This is a genomic window from Arthrobacter sp. TMN-49 (genome assembly GCF_054511095.1).
In genome coordinates this window covers 20,892-35,952 of record NZ_JBTNDH010000009.1, presented here as the reverse complement: position 1 = coordinate 35,952, position 15,061 = coordinate 20,892, and the positions used below count along the sequence as shown (strand labels likewise).

The window sequence follows — 15,061 nt, the reverse complement described above, 5'->3', positions numbered from 1 at the left end:
CACTCTCAGCATCGCAAGTGCACCAAGAGCGAAGATCAGCAGTCCCACGTTAGTGCCCACCACAATCCAGGTGGGAGCATAACCCGGCTGAAGTCCCTGATCATCGTCAATTCGGTAGTGAACCCCAGATGCTATCTGAAAGCCAACCGCGGTGCAGAAACCGACGGCTGCCGTGATCCCGTCCCTTAAGGGGTCGCCACAGAAAACGGAAAAAATCGTACGCTAAGCCTGTATCCACCGATCCGGTTTTCAGGTCGGTGGATACAGGCTTAGCCGCCTGCCGGGACGGGGACACCCTGGTCGTGACCAAACTTGACCGCTTGGCCAGGTCACTGCGCGATGCGAAAGACATCGTCGATGAAGTCACCCGCCGCGGCGTTAATCTCAGCATCGGCGGATCCGTCCACAACCCCACCGATCCAGCAGGCTGGCTCCTTTTCAACGTCCTGGCCATGGTCGCCGAGTTTGAAGCCGGCCTGATCCGATTGCGCACCCGCGGGGGAATGAAGGTTGCCACAGCCAAGGGCCGCCTGCGAGGGAAGCAACCGAAACTCTCCAAGAAACAAGAGACACACTTGGTCTCCGTCCACCACGCGGGAACACACACAACGGCGGAACGTGCCGAACTCTTCTCAGTGGCCCGTTCAACCGTCTACCGCGCCATTAAACGCGCCGGCGAGGCCACCGGCTAGACCCACAAAAATTTCACCATCCACGCATGGAATCAACACCGATAAGGCGTTAGCCTGAATTTTCGTACCGATCCTCCCCAAGCCCCAGGTATTTTCCGCATGCCTCCCGCGGAGCGTCCAGATCCGCTCAAGGAGCATGATGGCCGCCGGCCCGTACTTGTGTGGCCTGCGCCGCGGCATGGGCCTCGGGGCACCGCATGCGGCCTTGGGCAACTCCGCGGCCAGGCGCCGACAGGCATTGGCCCGGGACCAACCGGGCGCAGCACAAAGGTAGTCGAGCATCACGCCTTTCTGGTCCTTGGTGCCGTTCGCGTACTCGGCCGCAAAGCCGTTGACGAGCTCTTGCCGGGTCCCCATCGATATCCCCTGTTTCATCACCCCAGCTCACCGTGCTGCCCGCCACGGTGGACAGACTCTTCGCGAGCATTCCTAAATGAGGCACGCACCCCATTTCGCGAGCACTAAAAGAGAGTCAACGCGACTGCTTGTCTTTGCCGTAGTCCTGCAGGTACTCTGACAGTTATCGCGGTCGGTTCGGCCGTGGCGAGGGTTCCGCGGTGCTGGGGAGCGCTAGAGGAGAAAGTCCTGCCCCCGCCATTCCATCTGAATGGCAGGAGATCAAAATGTTCGAACGGAAGTTCATCACCACGGCAATGGCCCGGAGCGCGGAAAACAGCCTTGACCGCCGAAGGCTGTTAAGCGCCGCCGCAGCGGCAGGCATCGTTGGCAGCGGGGCCCTGCTGTCTGCTATGCCTGCAGCCGCCCATCCGTATGTGGATGATGAGGATGGACCCAGTGATTCGGCAATCCTGAACTTCGCGCTGAACCTGGAATACCTCGAGGCCGAGTTTTACCTACGTGCAGTGACTGGAGTCGGCCTTGCCGACAGCCTCACAGACGGCAGAGGAAAGAAAGGCGGAGTAACCGGCGGCAGGAAGGTCCCGTTCACCCCCGGCAGCCTGATCCAGAAGTACGCCGTGGAGATCGCAGCGGATGAAGAGGCTCATGTCCGGTTCCTGCGCAGCGCCCTGGGCAAAGCCGCTGTGGCCCGTCCGCCGATCGACCTTGATGCAAGTTTTACCGCCGCCGCTCGCGCTGCCGGACTCATCACCGCTGGCCAGACCTTCAGCCCGTTCGAAGACGAGACTAGTTTCTTGCTCGGGGCGTTTATTTTTGAAGACGTCGGCGTCACTGCCTACAAGGGTGCCGCCCCGTTCATTGACAACAAGACCTATCTCGAGGCGGCTGCCGGCATCCTTGCTGTGGAGGCGTACCACGCGGGCATTATCAGGACCACCATGTACGCCCTGGGCCTTCAGGCGCCCGCCCAAGCAATCTCGGACGCCCGCGACAGCCTCGATGGCACAAGCGACCTTGATCAGGGCATCGGAACCGGCAATGTAGCCAACCTCGTGCCCGCCGACGCCAACGCACTAGCCTTCAGCCGAACCCCCGCGCAGGTTTTGAACATCGCCTATTTGACCGCGGAATCGGTCAAATCCGGCGGGTTCTTCCCTCAGGGGGTGAACGGAAGCTTGAACACAAGCGGCGGGTACTAAAGCGCATTCAGCTCAAGGCGATGGCCAGTCGCAGGCATCAACCAAACGGACATCAGCATATTGTTACGGGGCAGCTGAGCCTAAGCTGCAGCACCTAACTTCGCATGGACGTTGCAGTGCTGCATGCTTTGGACATTTTCGTCAGACCCAGGTTGATACCGTCTGCCAGGATCGCGGTCAAGAGCGGTGTTTTGTCTTTCGCCTGCGCCCCGGTCTTCAGGTGTGGGAAATCGTTTGTGAAACCTGTTTTGGAATCGACTTCGAGAAGAAGGGTCGTGAACGGGATCCGTGGGAGCATGCCCGAGACCTGGTTGATCAAGTCTTTGGCTGCTTCGGGCACGATGGGGCCGCCGCAGAAAACTGAAAAAATCGTACGCTAACGACGTATGGAGTCAGATATCCACTGGACCTCAGCTTGTCGCTGGAAGTTATCTGGACCCCGTCCGTAGGCGGAAGGCGATCCGGGCCCATTGGGACGAGATTCTGCGGTGGTCCATTTCCATCAAACAAGGCACTGTGACCGCCTCACTGATGCTGCGCTAGCTTGGCAGCTACCCACGCCAAAACGGCCTGGCCGTGGCCCTGCGCGAACTGAGACGGATCGAACGTACCCTGTTCATCCTGGACTGGCTCCAAAGCGTCGAACTACCCCGGTGGGTCAATGCCGGGCTGAACAAGGGAGAAGCACGCAACGCTCTCGCCAGGGCTGTTTTCTTCAACCGGCTCGGTGAAATCCGGGACCGCGGATTCGTGCAACAACGCTACCGCGCCTCCTGGCTCAATCTCCTCACGGCCGCCATCGTGCTCTGGAACACCGTCTAGCTAGAACGAGCCACAAACGCAGTTGGCAGCGACGATCCGGAATTCGATGACGCGCTCCTTCAATATCTCTCACCACTGGGCTGGGAACATCTCAACCTCACCGGCGACTACACCTGGCGCAACAACGCCAAACCAGGCACAGGAAAATTCAGGCGCCTGTGCCCCTCCAATCGGCCTTAGCGTACGATTTTTTCCGTTTTCTAGCCACCCGAAGAAAGGCCTTGGCGCAAGTTCTGGTTCAGTCACCCCCAAGAACGCTTCAATCGCGAGCTCAGAAGGCGGACGGACGTGGACGGGATCTTCCCCGACAGGAACTCCCTCATCCAACAATCCCAGACCGTCGGCACCCCAGCCACGAAGGAGGCTGAAACGATCACCGACATGGTGCTCAGCGCCCAAACAAACCCCGGATCACGCGTCAACTGTGTTATGTCACATATTTAGTCTTGACCAGGCGACTTCCTTCGGGGATCATGGAGCCAATTAGGTTGGTTATTCCGCCAGTCCCGGTCGGGCAGTTCTTGAGCGCAGGTGTTACGAATAACGCGTGAGGGGGTTGTTTCCTGATGGGCGCGCCATCTGGCGGGTGGGGGGCAACATGCCTTTTGAAGGGGATTGTCATGAGAACGATCAACCGTATTCTGACCCTAGCTGGAATCGTATCGTTGGCGGCCATCACCGGCTGCGCAGCTCAGGAAGGGGACTCTTTCGCCCCGCCGCCCGCGACCAGCTCCGCTGCCCCGTCAGTTGAAGGATCGGCGCAGGCTGGTGAGGCGGATATCACGATTCTGGACTTCGCCTATGAGGTTCCGGAGTCGGTTAAGCCGACGGCGATGGTGACGGTAACGAACGCTGACAGCGCCCCGCACACGCTGACTGTCAAGGACAAGGGCGGGTTCGACATTGAGGTCCCGGGCGGGGCAACGGTGACCTTCCAGGCCCCGGATACCCCGGGTGAGTACAAAATTATTTGCAGCTTCCATCCGCAGATGAACGGGACGCTGGTCGTGAAATGAACCGAGAAATGAGTCGGCCGGGACTAGGATCGCATCTACGGTTTCTGTGGGTGCTGCGTGTCGGTGTCGCTGCTGGCCTGGTGGTCAGTGCCGTGATCCATGTCCAGCTCGCCCCGGGCTACCAGCAGGGAGCCCCGGGCGGACTCGGGCAAGGCACCTTGTTTCTGATCCAGGCCGGAGCCGCGGTCCTGGCCTCGGTGTTCGTACTAGTCACGGGCTCGCGCACCGCTTTCGCCCTCGCCGCCCTGGTTGCGTTGTCGTCCCTGGTCGCGGTCATCCTGTACCGGTATGTCCAGGTCCCGCCTATTGGGCCGCTGCCCTCAATGTATGAGCCGGTTTGGTACGCGGCCAAGGTTATATCGGCGGTCGCCGAAGCGGTCGCCGGGGCCCTGGCGGTGGCCGGTTACGCCCTGCTGCGCAAGAACCAGTCGGGATCATGGACGGCTTCTCGGGGTGGCCGCGGCGCCTCGGCTACTTGAACTAGACAGATCACGGCCGCCTGAACGCCCGCGCCTGGCTGGTCCTACCTGAAAAATGTGGCGCAATTCACGTTCTTGCCTATTCTTTTCTGGTAGCGTCTCGAAGTACCGGGATCCCATCCCCGGGGCGCCAACATCACACGAACGTGTATGAGGAGATTTTTCAATGAAAAAGACACTTCGCTTTCTGGCTGTTTCCACCTTCGCTTTGGCCGCTTTGGCCCTTTCCGGTTCCCCCGCGATGGCAGCGGATCAGTCCTACCAGTCGACCTTGGGCCAGCTCAACGGCAGCGCAGGCGCCGGCACCATCACAGTTGATGTCACGGGCAACCAGGCCCACGTTGTTCTGAAAGTTTCTGGTATGCCGGCGACGTTCATGGATGCCCCGTACCCGCACGTCCAGCACATCCACGGCGGCAAGCAAGGCACCTGCCCGGATCCTTCGGCCGACAAGGACGGCGACCAGGTCATCTCCACCACTGAAGGTGACCCGTTCTACGGCCCCATCGTCACCACCCTGTCCACCAGTGGCGACACCAGCCCCGCAGCAGGCCTTGACCTCAAGGTTGGCGGCCAGGGCGCCGCCTACACCGTTGACCGTACCTTCGAACTGAACGCCGAAACCCAGGCGGCCCTGAAAGCGGGCACCGCCGTGGTCGTCGTCCACGGCCTTGACCCCGCCACGCTCAGCGCGGCAGGCAAGGCCGCCAAGAGCGACCTTGCACCGTCCCTTCCGCTCGCGGCCACTTCCCCCGCCTTGTGCGGGACCTTGCAGGCCGGCCAGATGAAGATGCCGGCAGGCGGCGCTGACACGGGCGTCACCGCCGAATCTGGCACCGACACCGGAGCCCTCGCTATCGGCGGCGGTTTGGCTTTGATCGCCCTCGCTGGCGGAGCTTACGTTATCCGCCGCCGCCGCAGCGGCGAATCAGCAGCCTAAGCCAGGGCTGACTGGACCATCACTGTGATACTCATGAAACCCGGCCACCGCAGAGGCCCCCTGGCCTCTGCGGTGGCCGGGATTCTGCTCCTGCTCACCGTGGCCGGCTGCGGCGCAGGAAACAACGGAACGCCCGACGACAGCTCCCCAACTTCCGCTTCCGCCTCATCTCCGGTATCACCCGGCATGTCCGCGGCTCCGACGCCGGCTACAGCCACCCCGCCGACCGTTGCCGCCGTGGCGTCCCCGCCCGCCCAGCAGCTTTCGCCGGTGATGAGCGCGTCGGCTCCCGTCACCTTGACCATTGCCTCAATCGGGGTTCGGACGGACCTTCTCCACCTAGGACTGCGGGAGAACGGCTCCCTAGAAGTGCCGGAAGACACCGGTGACGGTGCACCCGCCAGCTGGTACAACGGCTCCCCCACACCCGGTGAACGGGGACCCTCCGTGATGCTCGGTCACGTCAACGCCCTCGGCGGGAACACCGGGGTGTTCGCGGACCTCGAGAAGCTCAAAAACGGCGACGAAATCGACGTGTCCAGAACCGACGGCAGCATCGCCGTGTTTATCGTTGACCGCGGAGCCCTCTACAGCAAGAACGAATTCCCCACCCTTGAGGTCTACGGGAACACAAAATACGCTGAACTCCGGCTCGTTACCTGCGACGGCTACGACCCCGCCACGGGCCTCTTCGACGACAACTACGTCATCTACGCCAAACTCAAAACCTGACAACGGCCCTCGCCTGCAGAAGCAGGAACGGGCACGGATGGATAAGACATGAAGAATCGAAACCAGGCCCTGGCCGCCCTGGCCGTAGCATCGGTGCTGCTCTCCGGATGCGCCGCAGCTACCGGGTCTGTTTCTGCTCCGTCAGCGGTTTCGGCGACGGCCCCGTCCGCAGCGTCACCCAAAGCGGGGCACACTGACAGCCAGGGCGGCGGGCATCACGGCGGGGGAACGTCCTCGCCCGGTGCCACCAAGGACGGGCCCAGCGATGCTGCCCTGATGGTCTGCGGGGACCAGCCGATGGACAGGCTCACGTCCATCCTGAACCTGAAGGAGGACCCTCACACCATCAACGACTGGGCCAACAATACCTTCACCTGCACCTACCACTTGAACGAGGGCGCACTGACAATCTCAGTCCATGAGGCCGTCGACAAGGCGTCCGCCCTGACCTACTTTAACGCGATGCAGGCCCAGACCAAAGACGCCACACCCATCGAAGGCCTCGCGAACCTCGGCTTCCCGGCCTACGAAACCGCCGACGGATCAGCGGTGTTCCAAAAAGACGCCTTCGTCCTGCACGTGGACGCCACCGACCTGCCCGCCACCCTGGGACCGGAGAACATCACCAGGAACGCCCTTGCATACCAGCTCTCCTCCACCATCCTCGCTTGCTGGATCGAACACCCCTGACCCCATGCGCAACCCGACACCCATTTGCGGTGCCCATGAAAGGTTCACCCATGAAAGCAAATACCAGAACCGGTAGCAGGATCGGACTGGCGGCAGCAATAGCAGTGCTGGCCCTGTCCGGCTGCGGAAATCCCGTCACCTCCGGGGCCGACACAACAGCCTCGCCCACACCAGCGGTACAATTCCCGTCACCTCCTGCCGTCACCACAGACACCGCGCCCTCAACCTCCGGCCAGGGCACAACACTCGCGGCGGCCCCGGAGAAAATACTGATCAGGGCTTCAAATACCAGGGAACGGAAACCGTGAGCCCGGGAGCCGAGATCACCGTCACCAACGAAGACATCGAAGCGCACACCATCACCGCTGACACTGCCAACGCGTTCGACGCCAACATCCAGGTTGGTACCGCCACCTTCACCGCCCCCACCGAACCCGGGGCCTACCCTTACCACTGCAACTTCCACGGCAACATGAAAGGCACCCTCACCGTGAAATAACTCCCGGCAGAAGGATGCAGTAAACCGGGAACAAAGTGGGGTCTGGCACGGAGATATTCGTTTCTTCGTTACCGGCACGTGCGTCCCGAAGTGTCAGCGTGCGTCTTCCCCGATCGAGGTTTCGCTGGCCCAGTTGCCTTCCACACGGCACTCGACGATGTGGGGACAGGCACATGGGCGGGTCTCTGGCATGCCTAATGGGACACTGCAGAAAACGGACTTTATTGTGTCGTAAGGATCTGCCGCGACTCGGTGGGAATCATTATTGTCAGCTGGCTCGGCTGCGTAGGGTCCTGAGTTTCCCGGGTTTTGTGGTGTTGCCCCAGGTGTAGTTCTCGGTGAGGTTGTGGTGTTCCCCAGCCTAGGGGCGAGAGGTGGCGTAGCAGCTCAGGATCTGGGCTCTCGGGTCCGGTCAACGAGCTGGTTGCGTGGTTGAGGTAAATGGTGTTCCAGTACACGATGGCCGCAGTGAGCAGCGTCAGCCCGGAGGCCCGATAGTTTTGCTGCTCAAAGGCACGGTCTCGGATTTCACCGAGGCGGTTGAAGAACACGGCTCGAGCCAGGGCGTTGCGGGCCTCTCCCGTGTTTGACCCGGCGGTGACGCGTCGGCGCAGGCCCGGGTTTTGCGCCCAGTCCAGAATGAAAAGGGTCCGCTCGAGACGGCCGTATTCACGCAATGCTTTCGCGAGACCGTTTTGGCGTGGGTAGGCGCCGAGTTTGCGCAGCATCAACGAGTTCGAGTTCGAACGCGAACTCATTTCCGAACGCACCAAAGCCGGTCTGGCTTCAGCCCGGGCCCGGGGGCACAAGGGAGGGCGACCCTTCACGATGACGCCAGCGAAGATCCGCCTCGCGATGTCAGCCGTGGGCCAACCCGAGACTCACCTCGGGAAACTCGCCAAAGAACTCGGCATCTTCCGGCAAACCCTCTACCGGTATGTCTCACCCACCGGCGAGCCCGCCCTCAAGCCCAACGAATACTCAAACACCTCAACGGTAGCCCTGGCGCGGAAAACGGACCCCAACGTGCCGCAGAACCACCGAACTCCCCATCCTTACGACACAATAAAGTCAGTTTTCTGCAGCGACCCCCTAAGGTCATGTACTTGATTACTGTCTCTTGCCTTCCTACCATCTGGTTCCGAGGTGGCCGCATACGAACAAGCACAGTCAACCACGCAAGCCTCCCTGCTGCGCGCTGTCATGTCTGCCAGTCGGGTCATGTGAATATGCGCGGCCTCTGCGGCCACCGGCGCGAGCAACCTTCCAACGATTTATGGTTCGACACGAGTGCCGTGTTTTGGTGGGCGAAATTCCGCCACTTTCTACCAACTTCGAATATATGTTCGAATTGGCTTCTGTCGGAATATCGGGCACAAACCGCCGCATCTGGCGGTGGATCCTTTGGGACTGCCTACGGCCACACCGCGGGGCAGGCCCATACGCGCGTGGCGGAGTGAGCGAACAGGTGATACTCGCCGTCGAACGAATTTAGATGCGAGCGAACGCCTAACAACGCATCACCAGGGGAGACCCTCACCCATGGGGGAGGGACTCCTTCTCGACCAATCCCTCGCCAGTAAGCATGCTGGAATCGAGAACCACACTGGGGGAGTAGATTGGGGCCATGAGCGCACAGAACCTGGACACCCTGGCACAAACCAACGGGGCACCGAACACCATCGAAGCAACCGTTGAGGCGGCCCGCCAATTCTTCAACACGGGCGTGACCAAACCGCTCGACTGGCGCCTGGCACGCCTCACGGCCATGAACCAGATGCTGATAGACCACAAGGATGACTTCACGGCAGCGCTCGCAGTCGATCTTGGCAAACATCCGGCCGAAGCCTGGCTGTCGGAGCTAGGCTTTCTCACCGCAGAGATAGCCCACACAGTCAAGCACCTTCAATCCTGGTTGAAACCCCGCAAGGCGTCAGTGCCGCTAAAGTTTCAACCAGCCAAGGCAACCATCGTGCTGGAACCATTGGGCGTTGTCTTGGTTATTGCACCGTGGAACTATCCCATTCAACTTCTTCTGGCACCTATCATCGGTGCGCTCGCAGCCGGGAACACTGTGGTAGCGAAACCCAGTGAGATGGCACCGGCCAGTTCGGCAGTGCTTGCCCGCTGGGTTCCGGAGTACCTTGCTGGCGCCGTGACGATAGTGGGGGGCGGTGTGCCGGAAACCACCGAGCTGCTTGAACAGCGCTTCGACCACATTTTCTACACGGGCAACGGCCGAGTGGGGCGGATTGTCATGAGCGCGGCCGCCAAAAACCTCACCCCCGTGACCCTTGAGCTGGGCGGGAAGTCGCCTGTCTACATTGACGACACCGTAGAGATGATTACAGCAGCGCGCAGGATCGTCTGGGGCAAGTTCATGAACACAGGCCAAACCTGCGTGGCCCCCGACTATGTGCTGGGCACGGACTCCGCACTGGCCAAGCTTGCCAAGGAATTGCCAGAGGCCATCGAGGAACTCTACGGTGCGGAGCCAGCCCACAGTCTGGCCTTCGGTCGCATGATCAACGACGCAGCCTTCTCCCGCGTTGCGGGCCTGCTCGCCACGGACCTGCAGGAGCAGAGCGGTTCGGCGCTTGTGACCGGAGGGTCAACGGATGCTGCAACACGATACATTGCGCCCACAGTGGTTCATGTGGATGCCGAATCGGCACTGATGGACGATGAAATCTTTGGCCCGGTTCTACCGCTGGTGGGCGTGGAGTCGGCGCAGGCTGCCATTGAGTTCATCAACCAGCGCGACAAGCCACTGGCGCTATATGTCTTCAGCGAAGACGCAGGGGTGCGGGAGGCATTCAGATTGCAAACGTCGTCGGGGGCGTTGAACTTTGGCGTGCCTGCGGCGCATCTGGGCATACCCGGGTTGCCGTTCGGTGGAGTGGGAGAAAGTGGCATGGGCCGCTACCACGGACAGTATTCCATTGACACGTTCTCGCACCACAAGGCAGTTTTGGACAAGCCCCTGTCCCCTGACACGCTGGGCTTGATCTACCCGCCGTTTGGGGCCATCAAGAAGCAGGTCATCAAGCGATTCGTGGCACCGGCCAAGAAGTTCAGGAAAGGCTAAAGGGGCTATGCGCAGTGCCGGGCTCGGACGCGAGGCTGCCCTGATCCACGCTGATCGAACGCTATTTTCGTAGCGGGTGGGCAGTTTCGCCCAGGTGGCTGGTGCGGTTCAGTTCAGCCATGATGCCCGCCAGCTTGTCTACGAACACTTCAATGCGAGCGGTCCGCTTGTCATTGATGAGCAGGGCAAAAATGTTCCGGGCCAGCCGGATTTCCGGCACGTCCAGCACCACCACATTCTCGGGCTTGTTTTGCAGGGCTAGCTCCGGGACCAAGGCTGCGCCCAGGCCCACGCTGGCCAGTTGCAAGCTGGCGTTGAAGTCGTCGCTGTAGGCCGCCACCCGCGGGTGGAGATTGCAGCTGGCAAAAAGCCTTTCAATCACGGCAGCATCACTGGTACCCGGGTGGTGCATGATCCAGGGCATGTCGGAGAGGTGCGATGCCTCCATGACCGAACCGGCCCGGATGCCCCACGCCTTCGGCAGCACCACCCGAAAGTTGTCATCGCCAATCCATGATCTGTTGATGGTGTGCGGCCACGCCAGACCGGACTGGCCCACCTGGTACACCAGGGCAACATCCAATTCACCGCCGCTCCGCAACCCGCCAATGGTCTGTTGCGGCTCACCCACCGACACGTGAAGGTTGATGCCCAGCGCCGGCCACTCCGGACTGCGCAACAGCCGGGGCAGGGCGTAGGTGGCCAGGGACGGGAAGATGCCCAGCCGCAGTTCCTGGCTGGTGCCTTCCTCGGTGCGGGAACTGGCCGCCAGCAACGCATCGATGTCAGTGAGCACCTTCGCCGCATGCCGGGACATGACCCGCGCTGCGTCAGTGGGCAGCACGCTGCGGGCCGAACGCTGAAACAATGTGACACCGCTGTCCCGTTCCAGCGTTGACATTTGCTGTGAAACGGCCGACGCCGTGTACCCCAGTTGAGTGGCGGCGGCCGCAAATGACCCGCGACGGACTACCTCCAGTAGCGTCTGCAAATGCACGGGGTTGATCACGTGTGCCCTCTTTCTCGTTGCTAGGCTCGTTCTAAGCAAGCATAAGCGGCGGCACCTGCCCGCGGAGTGCAAGGCAGCGGTGCCAGGTGAGGAAAAATACGACGCCGTTCCTGGCGGTCAGCGCCGCCGGTGGCAGCTGCGCTGACCACTAGGGCCGACACGCCCGAACAGCAGACACGCCGCGCAGATTATTGTGACTAAGTAGTCCACACCCTGTGGACAGCTCGAATTAAACCTTGAATTTTAGGGCTTTTAAAGCGCCAAGCCTGTGGACTACCGGTGCATAAAATGACATACTTGTAATACATCATGTAGGGGTCAGCGACGGGGCTCTGCACAACATGTAGTATCTAATACAGAATTCAAGCGGTCCCTCGGGAACCCGCTTGAACAGCTCGAATAGCTGGCGAGACCGTGGCGTGAACCGTGGTTCCCACCGACAGCGAGTGTGCCGCATGCGGCAGCCATTAGAAGTTATAGACAAGGGGAACTCGATCATGACCGTCACGGTTTACACCAAACCTGCTTGCGTTCAGTGCAACGCCACATACCGCGCCTTGGACAAGAAGGGCATCACCTACCAGAGCGTGGATATCTCCACCGATCCGGAGGCCCTGGAGCATGTACTGAGCCTGGGATACCAGCAGGCTCCCGTTGTGATCACAGATGTTGACCACTGGTCGGGATTCCGCCCGGACAAGATTGCCGAACTGGCTGCCGCCACACAGGATGCGACCACCAGCGTCGCGTAGTGAGCTGCGTGGCGCAGCAGCCACGCGCTAACACCAAAATTTAGGTGCACCAGCGTGCACCGGCGGGGTCAATCAGTAAAGGGTTGGCCCCGCAGCCGCAAGTAAGTAGTTGGAAAGCGATTGTCATGTCAGCCGTAGCAGCAGAACCCGCTGTTGGTCAGATAACGTCTCGAACAACCAGTAGCCGGTTGATTTACTTCTCATCAACGTCTGACAACACGCACCGTTTCGTTTCGAAGCTTCGGATGGATGCGGCGCGGTTGCCGGTGTACACCCACGAAGACACACTTTTAGCTCAAGAACCCTATGTTTTAGTCCTTCCCACCTATGGGGGCGATGAAGGACACGGGGCAGTACCCAAACAGGTCATCAAATTCCTCAACGTGGAGGAGAATCGCGATCTGATTCGCGGGGTCATTGGCGCCGGGAACACAAATTTTGGGGAAGCTTTTTGCCTGGCCGGCGATATCATCGCCACCAAGTGCAAAGTACCGCATTTATACCGTTTTGAACTGATGGGCACGTCGGAAGACGTGGACCGCGTTCGCGAAGGATTGGAAGAATTTTGGACACGATTGCCGCAGAGCCAGGAACAGCAGTGAAGGCCGCCAAGAGCATGCCCGCAGCATGGGAAGGTATGGGCTATCACGAGCTCAATGCCATGCTGAACCTCTACAATGCCGACGGCGAGATTCAGTTCGACGCCGACCGCGCCGCCGCCCGTCAGTATTTCTTGCAGCATGTGAACAACAACACCGTGTTCTTCCATGACTTGGAAGAAAAGCTGGACTACTTGGTCAAGAACGAGTACTACGAGCGCGAGACGCTTGATCAGTACACGATGAACTTCATCCGCGAGCTGTACCAGCACGCGTACAAGAAGAAGTTCCGCTTTGAGACCTTCTTGGGTGCGTTCAAGTTCTACACTTCCTACACGCTGAAGACGTTCGACGGAAACCGGTTCCTGGAGCGCTACGAGGACCGTGTCTGCATGGTGGCCCTGCACCTGGCCCGCGGCGATGAGGCCTTGGCCATGAAGATGGTTGATGAAATCATTGGCGGCCGCTTCCAGCCGGCCACCCCCACGTTCCTGAATGCCGGCAAGCGTCAGCGTGGCGAGCTGGTCTCCTGTTTCCTGCTGCGCATCGAAGACAACATGGAGTCCATTGGTCGCTCCATCAACTCCGCCTTGCAGTTGTCCAAGCGTGGCGGCGGTGTGGCGTTCGCGCTGACCAACATCCGCGAAGTGGGTGCGCCGATCAAGCAGATCGAGAACCAGTCTTCCGGTGTCATCCCCGTGATGAAGCTTCTTGAAGACAGTTTCTCCTACGCCAACCAGCTCGGTGCCCGCCAGGGTGCCGGGGCCGTGTACCTGCACGCCCACCACCCGGACATCAACCGCTTCCTGGACACCAAGCGTGAGAACGCTGATGAGAAGGTGCGCATCAAGACCCTTTCGCTGGGTGTTGTGGTTCCGGACATCACCTTTGAGCTGGCCAAGCGCGACGAGGACATGTACCTGTTCTCCCCGTACGACGTCGAAAAGGTCTACGGCGTGCCGTTCTCGGACATCTCGGTCACCGAGAAGTACTACGAGATGGTTGACGACGCCCGTATCAAGAAAACGAAGATCAAGGCACGCGAGTTCTTCCAGACTCTCGCCGAGATCCAGTTCGAGTCCGGCTACCCGTACATCATGTTTGAAGACACGGTGAACCGCGCCAACCCGATCGACGGCAAGATCATCATGAGCAACCTGTGCTCCGAGATCCTTCAGGTTTCCGCGCCCACCACGTACAACGATGACCTGTCCTACGCCGAAACCGGTAAGGACATCTCCTGCAACCTTGGCTCACTGAACATTGCCAAGGCCATGGACTCACCGGACTTCGGCAGCACCATTGAGACCTCCATCCGCACCTTGACGGCCGTCTCGGACATGTCCAACATCACCAGCGTGCCGTCCATTGCCAAGGGCAACGACCAGTCGCACGCCATCGGCCTGGGCCAGATGAACTTGCACGGTTACCTGGCTCGCGAGCGGGTCCACTACGGGTCCGACGAGGGCCTGGACTTCACCAACATTTACTTCTATACGGTGGTGTACCACTGCATCCGGGCGTCCAACCTGATCGCCATGGAGACTGGTTCCACCTTTGCCGGCTTCGAGAAGTCCAAGTACGCCAGCGGCGAGTTCTTTGACAAGTACACCGACGGCGAATGGGTTCCGCAGACCGCCAAGGTTGCTGAAATGTTTGACGGCATCCACATCCCCACCCAGGATGACTGGCGTGAGCTGAAGGCTTCGGTCATGGAGCACGGCATCTACAACCAGAACCTGCAGGCCGTCCCGCCCACAGGCTCCATCAGCTACATCAACAACTCAACGTCCTCGATCCACCCGGTGGCCTCGAAGATTGAGATCCGCAAGGAAGGCAAGCTGGGTCGCGTGTACTACCCGGCCCCGTACCTGAGCAACGACAACCTGGAGTTCTACCAGGATGCGTACGAACTTGGTTTTGAAAAGGTCATCGACACCTATGCTGCCGCCACGCAGCACGTGGACCAGGGCCTGTCCCTGACGTTGTTCTTCAAGGACACAGCCACCACGCGTGACATCAACAAGGCCCAGATTTACGCCTGGAAGAAGGGCATCAAGACCATCTACTACATCCGTCTCCGCCAGCTCGCGCTGGAAGGGACCGAGGTAGAAAATTGTGTTTCTTGCATGCTGTAGCACGGCATAACTGAAGCGTACGACGGCGGGTGCGTCCCGCCGTCGT

At 60.3% G+C, this 15,061-nt stretch carries 13 protein-coding genes and 5 pseudogenes; 15 read left to right on the top strand and 3 right to left on the bottom strand.

What is annotated here, in order from left to right:
* Positions 1-269: 269 nt before the first annotated feature.
* Positions 270-692 (top strand): annotated as a pseudogene (locus ACX80E_RS05845) (recombinase family protein); the annotation flags it as partial.
* Between the two features lie 623 nt (positions 693-1,315).
* A complete protein-coding gene (locus tag ACX80E_RS05840) occupies positions 1,316-2,251 on the top strand; it encodes a ferritin-like domain-containing protein (RefSeq protein WP_459300968.1) in 936 nt (311 codons plus the stop codon).
* Positions 2,252-2,369: 118 nt separating this feature from the next.
* Here the strand turns inward: ACX80E_RS05840 and ACX80E_RS05835 are convergent.
* Positions 2,370-2,591 (bottom strand): annotated as a pseudogene (locus ACX80E_RS05835) (Tn3 family transposase); the annotation flags it as partial.
* 113 nt (positions 2,592-2,704) lie between these two features.
* Between ACX80E_RS05835 and ACX80E_RS05830 the strand changes: the two are divergent.
* The 9 genes and pseudogenes from ACX80E_RS05830 to ACX80E_RS05790 form a co-directional block, all read left to right on the top strand.
* Positions 2,705-3,253, top strand: a pseudogene (locus tag ACX80E_RS05830) (Tn3 family transposase); the annotation flags it as partial.
* Between the two features lie 42 nt (positions 3,254-3,295).
* Positions 3,296-3,517 (top strand): annotated as a pseudogene (locus ACX80E_RS05825) (transposase); the annotation flags it as partial.
* 176 nt (positions 3,518-3,693) lie between these two features.
* Positions 3,694-4,089, top strand: coding sequence for a cupredoxin domain-containing protein (locus ACX80E_RS05820; protein WP_459300967.1), 396 nt, complete (start codon positions 3,694-3,696; stop codon positions 4,087-4,089).
* 8 nt (positions 4,090-4,097) lie between these two features.
* On the top strand, positions 4,098-4,568 hold the full coding sequence (locus ACX80E_RS05815; protein ID WP_459300966.1) for a hypothetical protein: 471 nt from the start codon (positions 4,098-4,100) through the stop codon (positions 4,566-4,568).
* Between the two features lie 166 nt (positions 4,569-4,734).
* Complete coding sequence (locus tag ACX80E_RS05810) at positions 4,735-5,508, top strand: hypothetical protein (protein WP_459300965.1); 774 nt, start codon at positions 4,735-4,737, stop codon at positions 5,506-5,508.
* Positions 5,509-5,541: 33 nt separating this feature from the next.
* Positions 5,542-6,240 carry a sortase domain-containing protein gene (locus tag ACX80E_RS05805; protein ID WP_459300964.1) on the top strand — a complete coding sequence of 233 codons (699 nt, stop codon included), beginning with the start codon at positions 5,542-5,544 and terminating at the stop codon, positions 6,238-6,240.
* A gap of 48 nt (positions 6,241-6,288) precedes the next feature.
* The gene (locus tag ACX80E_RS05800; RefSeq protein WP_459300963.1) at positions 6,289-6,930 is read left to right on the top strand and encodes a hypothetical protein; all 642 of its coding nucleotides are present in this window, start codon (positions 6,289-6,291) and stop codon (positions 6,928-6,930) included.
* A 50-nt stretch (positions 6,931-6,980) separates the two neighbouring features.
* Positions 6,981-7,238, top strand: coding sequence for a hypothetical protein (locus ACX80E_RS05795; RefSeq protein ID WP_459300962.1), 258 nt, complete (start codon positions 6,981-6,983; stop codon positions 7,236-7,238).
* Positions 7,235-7,429, top strand: a complete 195-nt coding sequence (locus ACX80E_RS05790) for a cupredoxin domain-containing protein (protein ID WP_459300961.1) — start codon at positions 7,235-7,237, stop codon at positions 7,427-7,429. Before ACX80E_RS05795 ends, ACX80E_RS05790 begins: the two co-directional genes overlap by 4 nt.
* Positions 7,430-7,697: 268 nt before the next feature.
* On the opposite strand, the pseudogene ACX80E_RS05785 reads toward ACX80E_RS05790, so the two are convergent.
* Positions 7,698-8,163 (bottom strand): annotated as a pseudogene (locus ACX80E_RS05785) (Tn3 family transposase); the annotation flags it as partial.
* A gap of 893 nt (positions 8,164-9,056) precedes the next feature.
* Between ACX80E_RS05785 and ACX80E_RS05780 the strand changes: the two are divergent.
* A complete protein-coding gene (locus tag ACX80E_RS05780) occupies positions 9,057-10,517 on the top strand; it encodes an aldehyde dehydrogenase family protein (RefSeq protein WP_459300960.1) in 1,461 nt (486 codons plus the stop codon).
* A gap of 61 nt (positions 10,518-10,578) precedes the next feature.
* Here ACX80E_RS05780 and ACX80E_RS05775 read toward each other — a convergent pair whose 3' ends face one another.
* A complete protein-coding gene (locus tag ACX80E_RS05775) occupies positions 10,579-11,526 on the bottom strand; it encodes a LysR family transcriptional regulator (RefSeq protein WP_459300959.1) in 948 nt (315 codons plus the stop codon).
* Between the two features lie 497 nt (positions 11,527-12,023).
* Between ACX80E_RS05775 and nrdH the strand changes: the two genes are divergently transcribed.
* From nrdH to nrdE, 3 genes are all read left to right on the top strand, one after another.
* Complete coding sequence (gene nrdH / locus ACX80E_RS05770) at positions 12,024-12,278, top strand: glutaredoxin-like protein NrdH (protein WP_459300958.1); 255 nt, start codon at positions 12,024-12,026, stop codon at positions 12,276-12,278.
* A gap of 125 nt (positions 12,279-12,403) precedes the next feature.
* Complete coding sequence (gene nrdI / locus ACX80E_RS05765) at positions 12,404-12,880, top strand: class Ib ribonucleoside-diphosphate reductase assembly flavoprotein NrdI (protein ID WP_459300957.1); 477 nt, start codon at positions 12,404-12,406, stop codon at positions 12,878-12,880.
* A 14-nt stretch (positions 12,881-12,894) separates the two neighbouring features.
* Positions 12,895-15,015, top strand: a complete 2,121-nt coding sequence (nrdE, locus tag ACX80E_RS05760; RefSeq protein WP_459301027.1) for a class 1b ribonucleoside-diphosphate reductase subunit alpha — start codon at positions 12,895-12,897, stop codon at positions 15,013-15,015.
* The last annotated feature ends 46 nt before the right edge of the window (positions 15,016-15,061 follow it).